9 protein-coding genes are annotated in these 7784 nt (G+C 64.3%); 5 read left to right on the top strand and 4 right to left on the bottom strand.

The features are described 5' to 3' along the window. Positions 1-375, bottom strand: a 375-nt coding sequence (locus tag VFA16_RS02940) for a DUF6542 domain-containing protein (RefSeq protein WP_324966379.1), incomplete at its 3' end; no start/stop codon positions are given. Positions 376-499: 124 nt separating this feature from the next. On the opposite strand from VFA16_RS02940, the gene ychF reads away from it, so the two are divergent. After that, positions 500-1570 (top strand): redox-regulated ATPase YchF, encoded by a 1071-nt coding sequence (gene ychF / locus VFA16_RS02935; protein WP_324966378.1) that lies wholly within the window; start codon positions 500-502, stop codon positions 1568-1570. Between the two features lie 144 nt (positions 1571-1714). Continuing rightward, entirely contained in the window at positions 1715-2113 is a 399-nt protein-coding gene (locus VFA16_RS02930; RefSeq protein WP_324966377.1) for a VOC family protein, read from the top strand. Between the two features lie 345 nt (positions 2114-2458). Here the strand turns inward: VFA16_RS02930 and VFA16_RS02925 are convergent, their stop codons facing one another. Continuing rightward, the gene (locus tag VFA16_RS02925; RefSeq protein WP_414687622.1) at positions 2459-3133 is read right to left on the bottom strand and encodes a guanylate cyclase; all 675 of its coding nucleotides are present in this window, start codon (positions 3131-3133) and stop codon (positions 2459-2461) included. Between the two features lie 41 nt (positions 3134-3174). Here VFA16_RS02925 and VFA16_RS02920 point away from each other — a divergent pair, with 41 nt between their 5' ends. Then, entirely contained in the window at positions 3175-3336 is a 162-nt protein-coding gene (locus tag VFA16_RS02920) for a hypothetical protein (protein WP_324966375.1), read from the top strand. On the opposite strand, the gene VFA16_RS02915 is transcribed toward VFA16_RS02920, so the two are convergent. Continuing rightward, positions 3333-4151: an adenylate/guanylate cyclase domain-containing protein gene (locus VFA16_RS02915; protein WP_324966380.1), complete on the bottom strand. Its 819-nt coding sequence runs from the start codon at positions 4149-4151 to the stop codon at positions 3333-3335. The genes VFA16_RS02920 and VFA16_RS02915 overlap by 4 nt on opposite strands. 238 nt (positions 4152-4389) lie before the next feature. Between VFA16_RS02915 and VFA16_RS02910 the strand changes: the two genes are divergently transcribed. Continuing rightward, complete coding sequence (locus VFA16_RS02910) at positions 4390-5799, top strand: glucose-6-phosphate dehydrogenase (protein WP_324966374.1); 1410 nt, start codon at positions 4390-4392, stop codon at positions 5797-5799. A gap of 10 nt (positions 5800-5809) precedes the next feature. After that, positions 5810-6838: a phosphogluconate dehydrogenase (NAD(+)-dependent, decarboxylating) gene (gene gnd, locus VFA16_RS02905; RefSeq protein ID WP_324966373.1), complete on the top strand. Its 1029-nt coding sequence runs from the start codon at positions 5810-5812 to the stop codon at positions 6836-6838. A gap of 83 nt (positions 6839-6921) precedes the next feature. On the opposite strand, the gene VFA16_RS02900 is transcribed toward gnd, so the two are convergent. Next, positions 6922-7784: alpha/beta hydrolase (locus VFA16_RS02900; protein WP_324966372.1), on the bottom strand; the 863-nt coding region annotated here is incomplete at its 5' end.

The raw sequence follows: 7784 nt of genomic DNA, 5'->3' as shown, positions 1-7784 counted from the left end.
CATCAGCGGAAAGCGCTCGATCAGCGGATAGCCGCAGTTGATCAAGATGTCTTTGACGCCGGTGATCTTGGCCCCATGGAAAAGCCAGTAGGCCCCCGGCACTGTGCAGAACAAGATCAGGGGTGGCTGGATGACGGCGGTGAACACGCCGGACTGCCGCACCACCAGCACCGCCGCCACGCAGCCGATGACATACAGCCCGGTAAAGACGGTCGTCAGCTCCTTATTACCGGAGCCGGCGTCGTAGGCGAACCCGACGGCCGCTGCCGTCACCGCGATAACGATCGCCGCCCACCACGGCACACCGGCGAGGTTGGGGTGGATCGAGCGATGATCCGCCGCTACCGCCGCCGAGCGCGCCCGCTGTGCTGACACACGTCTGACCGTACCGGCTGGGTGCCCAAACCACTGTAAAGAGCTAGTGAACCGCCCGGGCGTGCCTGGCTTCCTCAGGCCGCTCGCGGCCTGCATGGGCGAAGCGCCATAGACTTGGATTCCCGTGGGTCTGAATTTGGGGATCGTCGGTCTGCCCAACGTCGGCAAGTCGACGCTGTTCAACGCGTTGACCAAAAACGACGTGGTGGCCGCCAACTATCCGTTCGCCACCATCGAACCGAACGAGGGCGTCGTACCGCTGGCCGATCCCCGGCTCGCCAAGTTGGCCGAAATTTTTCACTCGGAACGAATCGTCCCGGCGTCGGTGAGGTTCGTCGACATCGCGGGGCTGGTCCAAGGCGCATCCGAGGGAGCGGGGCTGGGCAATAAGTTTCTGGCCAACATCCGCGAATGCGACGCGATCTGCCAGGTAGTGCGTGTGTTCTCCGACGACGACGTGGCGCACGTCGCCGGCCAGGTCGACCCGAAATCGGATATCGAGGTCGTCGAGACCGAGTTGATCCTGGCGGATTTGCAGACCCTCGAGCGTGCTGTGCCGAGGCTGGAGAAAGAAGCCCGCAATAACAAGGAACGCAAACCGCTCTACGACGCAGCAGTGGCCGCCCAACAGGTGCTCGACGGGGGGACGACGTTGTTCTCCGCAGGTGTGGACGCCTCGCTGTTGCGCGAACTGAACCTGCTGACCACCAAACCGTTCCTGTATGTCTTCAACGCCGACGAAGCGGTGCTGACCGATACCAAGCGGGTCGCCGAACTGCACGAGCTCGTCGCACCCGCCGACGCGGTCTTCCTCGACGCCAAGATCGAGGCCGAACTGGCCGAGCTCGACGACGAGTCCGCCGCCGAGCTGCTGGAGTCAATCGGGCAGACCGAGCGCGGACTGGATGCTTTGGCGCGGGCCGGTTTTCACACCCTCAAGTTGCAGACGTTTCTCACGGCGGGACCAAAAGAAGCCCGCGCGTGGACCATCCACCAGGGCGACACCGCGCCGAAGGCGGCCGGGGTGATCCACAGCGACTTCGAAAGGGGCTTCATCAAAGCCGAGATCGTTTCCTACGACGACTTGGTTGCCGCCGGGTCGATGGCCGCCGCCCGAGCCGCCGGCAAGGTCCGGATGGAGGGTAAGGACTACGTGATGGCCGACGGCGACGTGGTCGAGTTCCGGCACGGATAAACGTCCGACGGCAAAGCCGGGTACTGACCAGCGTGGTCGGGAACCGCAAGCAAGCCTTGCCGTTGTTGTCGGCGCCGGTGTTTAGCATGCCCTGCGCAAGACATTGGACGCCGACGGCACCACCACGCCTCTAGGGAGCGCTGCATGAAGTTCATTTCGACCCGCATCATCACGGCCGACGTCAATCGACTCGTCGACTTCTATGAAATGGTCACCGGAGTCTCCGCGGTATGGGGGAACGAGCTTTTCGCTGAGATTCCGACGCCAATTGGCACGCTGGCCATCGGCAGCGACAAGACGGTACCGCTGTTCGGAAACGGATCCGCCGAGCCGGGAGCCAACCGCAGCGCGATTCTCGAGTTCATTGTCGAGGACGTGGATGCGGAGTATGAGCGGCTCCGCGGGCGGGTGGCCGAGGTCGTGACAGAGCCGACAACGATGCCGTGGGGTAACCGCGCGCTGTTATTCCGGGATCCAGATGGAAACCTCGTCAATCTGTTCACTCCGGTCACAGAAGAGGCCCGGCTCAAGTTCGGACTTTGACTATCGACGAGCAGTGGGACGGCGACGTGGTCGAGTTCAAGTTCAACGTCTAAGGCGAGCTGGACCTGCTCTGGGTGCCGGGCTTCGCCTCGCACGTCGAGCTCTAGCAGGCCGAACCCGCGATCCGGGCATTCCAGCGCCGGCTGACGTCGTTCGCGCGGCTGATCGTGTTCGACAAACGCGGCACTGGTCTCTCGGACCCCGTAGCGGGCGTCCCGTCCCTCGAGGAGCGGATGGAGGACATGCGCGCGGTGCTCGACGCCGTCGGGTCGGAGCGGCCAGCCCTTTTCGGCATCTCCGAGGGCGGCCCCGCGAGCGCGCTGTTCGCCGCGACCTATCGGCGCCCTAAGCGACCGCGATTTCAGCGCCCAACTGATACCCGGATGCCAACGGAAGTCTGTCACCGCTCCAAAACGAACCGGGATCGAACCAGTTGTAGTACTTCTCCGTCGACAGCAATCCCATTTCCTCGTAGGTGAGTGCGACCGTCTCGGCGCAGTAAGCGCTCTCCAGGCCGACTTCACGTCGCCGGGCCTTGCGTCGCTGGGTTGATTCGCGAACTTTCTTGTCCACCACCGGGATTCCCCGCACCCAGTCGTACACGGTCGGAATCCGACCTCGAAACCACCGGCCAGTGAGCCGCGCGGTGCTCGGAAAAGGGGTGCCGTCCATGCGGGCGATAACCCGCAGCAGCCGGTCTTCCTGCTCGCGGCTGGCATACGGTGTCAGCTGCCGTAGCCAGCATCGCTGCCCGTATCGGCGCATCCACCGCTCGACAGCTTGCCGGGCGTCGTTGAGCTGCACACCGCGATGGTTGGTTCCGGTCCACACATCGATGAGCTTGTCGCCGAGCTCGGCATGCCAAACCAGCGGCGGCAAATCCTCGATCGCCACCGTCATCGCGACATGATTGACCGGGCTGTTCGACAAGGTCTGGATGGCGCGGTCCGGCGCAGAGTGGCCACGGAACAGCCAGATGTCGCCGGTTCGGGTCTCCTCCAGCGCGCGGTCCAGGGTCACGGTACTGGTGTCCACCACTGCACGATATGCAGACTGATCCCATGCGCAACGTGTGGAAGTGGCTCGGCGTGGCCGGTCTGGTCGGTGTTGCCGCCGGTGGAGCGCTGGTTGTGCGCGATCAGCGGCGACGAAACGCCTACACGCCCGACGAGGTGCGGGCCCGCCTACATCAGCGGTTAGCGGAATCCGCTACCGACAGCTAGTCGGCGGCATTGACGGCGTAGAGGCGGTGGGTGCCGCTGAAGCCCTTCAACTCGGCGTCGCGGCCCTCGTCGACGCTGATGCCGTCGCAGTCGCTGATTGCGTCGCGCACCGGCTCGCTGACCAGGATCTCGCCGCCGGCGGCCTCACCGGCGACTCGTGCAGCCATTGCGACGTTGCGACCGAAGAGGTCGTCACCGCGCCGCACCGACCGACCCATGTGGATGCCGATCCGCACTCGAAACCCGTTTCGCCGCTTGAGCTTTGACCCATTCTCCAGCGCACGCTGGATCTCGAGGCCGCAGCGCACCGCTTGCTCGGCTTGGGAAAAGGCCATCATGAAACCGTCGCCTTGGCTCTTGACCACATGTCCACCGTGGTTTTTCACCAACTTGCGCACGAGCTTGTCGTGCTCGGCGATCAGCTTGACCCAGGCGCGGTCGCCGATGCGTTCGTTGAGAGCGGTGGACTCCTCGATATCGCTGAACAGAATCACGACCCGGCCGTCCGGAGTGACGCGGGCCAGATCGGGCCGCTCGACCTCGGCCCAATCAGCGAGGTCTTCGATGCTGCTGCGCACTACCGCGCCCAACCCCTCCTTGCGGACCAGGTTCGCCGTCTGCCACACCGTCTTGACGGCTTCGCGGCCCCCTGACAGCAGCCAGTTGCGGGCGTCGGCTCGGTTCCGCAGCGCGTCGGCTTCCCGGCGGCTGCGCACCAGCAGCACCGACACCGTGGCCAGCGCCGCGGTTTCGATCGCGGCAATCCCGGCCAGGATGTAGACCACGATCATCGGGGCATCACCCATGCCACGAATCTTCCCCGATCGTGATCGGGGTCGGCCGAACAGGTACGACTGAGAGCCTGGCGCCGTGTTTGGGGGGTGTGAAATCCGGTCATCTATTCAACGCGCTGCTACGCGGCGCCGTGGCCTGCCTACATCCAGTGCGACGGCGATTGGTTGTGGGGCTATATCCGGGTGCTTAGGGTTGATCGTGGCCGCCGCGGGGGGAGCGAGTTGTTGCTAGTGAGCTATTTGCCCTGGAGGTGCCGGCTTGGCCGAAGGTGACGGTCGCCCCGCCGATTTGCTAGTGATCTTCGGGATTACCGGAGACCTGGCCCGCAAGATGACGTTCCGGGCGCTGTACCGGCTTGAGCGCCGCAAGTTGCTGGAATGCCCCGTTCTGGGTGTTGCCAGCGATGACATCACCGTCGAGCAGCTGATCGACCGCGCCCGCGACGCGATAAAGGACAGCGGCGAGAGCTTCGACGAGACCGTGTTCAAGCGGCTGGCGGAGCGGTTGTCATACCTGTCCGGTGATGTCACCGACAGCTCTTTGTACAGCAAGCTTGCCGATCAGATGGGATCAGAGCGCCAGCCCCTGTATTACTTGGAAATGCCGCCGGCCCTGTTCGCGCCGATCGTGGAGAACCTGGGCAAGGCCAAGTTGCTCGAGCGCTCACGGGTCGCTGTCGAAAAGCCTTTCGGTCATGACCTGGCCTCTGCGCAGGAGCTCAACGCCCGGATGCATGCGGTGCTCGACGAGAAGCAGATCCTTCGCGTCGACCACTTTCTGGGCAAGCAGCCCGTCGTCGAGCTGGAATACCTGCGCTTCGCCAACCATGCGCTGGCTGAGCTGTGGGATCGCCACAGCATTTCGGAAATCCACATCACCATGGCCGAGGACTTCGGGGTGGAGGAGCGCGGCAAGTTCTACGACTCCGTGGGCACACTGCGCGACGTTGTCCAAAACCATCTGCTGCAGGTGCTGGCGCTGGTGGCGATGGAACCGCCGGTCGGCTCGAGTGCCGACGATCTCAACGACAAGCGGGCCGAGGTTTTCCGCGCGATGCCCGCGCTTGACCCCGCCCAGTACGTCCGGGGACAGTACCGCGGCTACACCGACATTCCTGGCGTGGACCGTAATTCGAAAACCGAGACCTTCGTCGCGCTGCGGATGGAGATCGACAACTGGCGCTGGGCCGGGGTGCCGATCTTCCTGCGCGCCGGCAAGGCACTGCCTGAGAAGGTGACCGAGGTTCGGCTGTTTCTGCGCCGCGTTCCGGCGTTGGCGTTCCTGCCCAACCGCAGGAAGGCCGAGCCCAACCAGATCGTGCTGCGCGTCGACCCGGATCCGGGAATGCGCGTGCAGTTGGCTGCCAACGACGGGAATTCATGGCGCGCCGTGCATCTGGACTCCTCTTTCGCAGAGGACCTCGGTGAACCGCTGCGGCCCTACGAGCGCCTGCTGCACGACGGGCTGATCGGCGATCACCAGCTGTTCGCCCGTGAGGACAGCATCGAAGAGACCTGGCGAATCGTGCAGCCACTGCTCGACACACCGGGTGAGGTCCATCCCTATGAACCCGGTTCCTGGGGGCCGGAGGCGGCGCAGTCGCTGCTGCGCGGCCACCACGCTTGGTTGGAGCCGTGGATGCCGGGGGACAAGCAGGCACGACGGTAAGGAGGACGGGATGCAGCTGGGGATGATCGGCCTGGGTCGAATGGGCGCCAACATCGTGCGCCGTGTGGTCAAGGACGGGCACGAATGCGTCGTGTACGACCACAATCCCGACGCGGTCAAGGCATTGGCGGGCGAAGACAACACCATCGGCGTGTCGTCGCTGTCAGAACTCGCGGAGAAACTCAACGCGCCCCGAGTGGTGTGGGTGATGGTGCCTGCCGGTGACATCACCACCGGAGTGATCGAGGAACTGGCCAAGACGCTGGAGGCCGGTGACACCGTGATCGACGGCGGCAACTCTTACTACCGCGATGACATCCGCCACTCAAAGACTTTGTCTGAGCGCGGAATTCGGCTGCTGGACTGCGGCACGAGCGGCGGTGTGTGGGGCCGCGAGCGCGGTTACTGCCTGATGATCGGCGGTGACCCCGACGCGGTCGCGCAAGCCGAGCCTATCTTCGCCAGCGTCGCACCCGGGGTGGAGGCAGCCCCCCGCACGCCGGGGCGAGATGGCGAAGTCGCTCAGTCCGAAAAGGGCTATCTGCACTGCGGACCGTCCGGCGCGGGGCACTTCGTCAAGATGGTGCACAACGGCATCGAGTACGGCATGATGGCGTCTCTTGCCGAGGGATTGAACATTTTGCGCAACGCCGACATCGGTGCCCGCATCCAGAAGGGCCAGGGCGACGCGGAAACAGCGCCGCTCGCGGATCCTGACTTCTACAAATACAACTTTGACATCCCCGAGATCGCCGAGGTGTGGCGGAGGGGCAGTGTGATCGGCTCGTGGCTATTGGACCTGACCGCGATTGCGCTGCAGGAATCGCCTGATCTCAGCGAGTTCGCGGGGCGGGTATCCGACTCCGGTGAAGGGCGGTGGACTTCCATCGCGGCTATCGACGAGGGAGTACCTGCGCCGGTGTTGACGTCGGCGCTGTATTCACGGTTCGCGTCGCGACGCCTCGACGAGTTCGCCGACAAGGCGTTGTCGGCTCTCCGTAAGCAGTTCGGCGGCCACGAAGAAAAACCTGGCGACTAACCCGCCTGCGCCGAATGTGCCGTTGTGTCACGGACCTTCGGCCGATGCGTGCATCAACTCCACACTCGGCAGCGTGAGGAGGGCTACCGGGTTACGAATGCCACCACCGCATCGCTGAATGCGTCATTGTCGTCCCCCGCCGCGGTGTGGCCGGCATCGGACAACTCGACGAATTCCGCATTAGGCACTGTCGCCAGAAAATGCTGGACGCCTTCACGGCTGACTACATCCGAAAGCTTGCCGCGGATCAGCAGGACCGGGATCTTCAGCTCAGCAGCGGCCTGCTCGAACTTCTCGGTGCGCAGTTGTGGGTCGTCGCCGGGCTTGGTCATAAACGCGGGATCCCAATGCCAGTACCAGCGCCCGTCGCGCAAGCGCAGGTTCTTCTTCAAACCCTCCGGGTTACGCGGCCTTTTGCGATGGGGGAGATACGCGGCGACGGCATCAGCGGCTTCTTCGAGTGAGCTGAAGCCGTGGATGTGGTTGAACATGAAGTCGCGGATACGCGCGCTTCCCCGCTTTTCGAACCGTGGTACCACGTCGACCAGCACCAGCCGGGTGACCTTCTCTGGGCCAGCCCGATGCGCGACGAGGATGCCGGTCAGCCCGCCCATGCTCGCCCCGATCACCACCACAGGCCGGCCGATCGCGTCGAGGACGTGCATCACGTCGGCGGTCAGGGTCTCGACGGCGTAGTCGGCGCCAGGGGCGCGGTCGCTGTCACCATGACCGCGGCTGTCGAGGGCCACCACGTGAAACCCCTGATCCGCGAGAATCTGGCCGGTGTTCTTCCAGGAGAACCGATTCTGGCCGCCGCCATGCAACATCAAGACGGTCGGTCGATCGGAGGATGCGGCCGAGCTGCGATTCCACTCGTCGGCGACCAGAGTGATCCCGCCAGCGCCGGAAAACGTGACCGTCTCAGGGGTGCTGCTCAGAGTGCTCA

Source organism: Mycobacterium sp. (assembly GCF_035653355.1).
Lineage (GTDB): Bacteria > Actinomycetota > Actinomycetes > Mycobacteriales > Mycobacteriaceae > Mycobacterium.
Note: the sequence above shows the minus strand (reverse complement) of the source record. Positions and strands in the feature narration are given on the sequence as shown.

Excerpts from the sequence above, each read along its gene's own strand:
- VFA16_RS02930 (WP_324966377.1), top strand. The coding sequence starts at position 1,715 with ATGAAGTTCATTTCGACCCGCATCATCACGGCCGACGTCAATCGACTC.
- VFA16_RS02920 (WP_324966375.1), top strand. The coding sequence starts at position 3,175 with ATGCGCAACGTGTGGAAGTGGCTCGGCGTGGCCGGTCTGGTCGGTGTT.
- gnd (WP_324966373.1), top strand. The coding sequence starts at position 5,810 with ATGCAGCTGGGGATGATCGGCCTGGGTCGAATGGGCGCCAACATCGTG.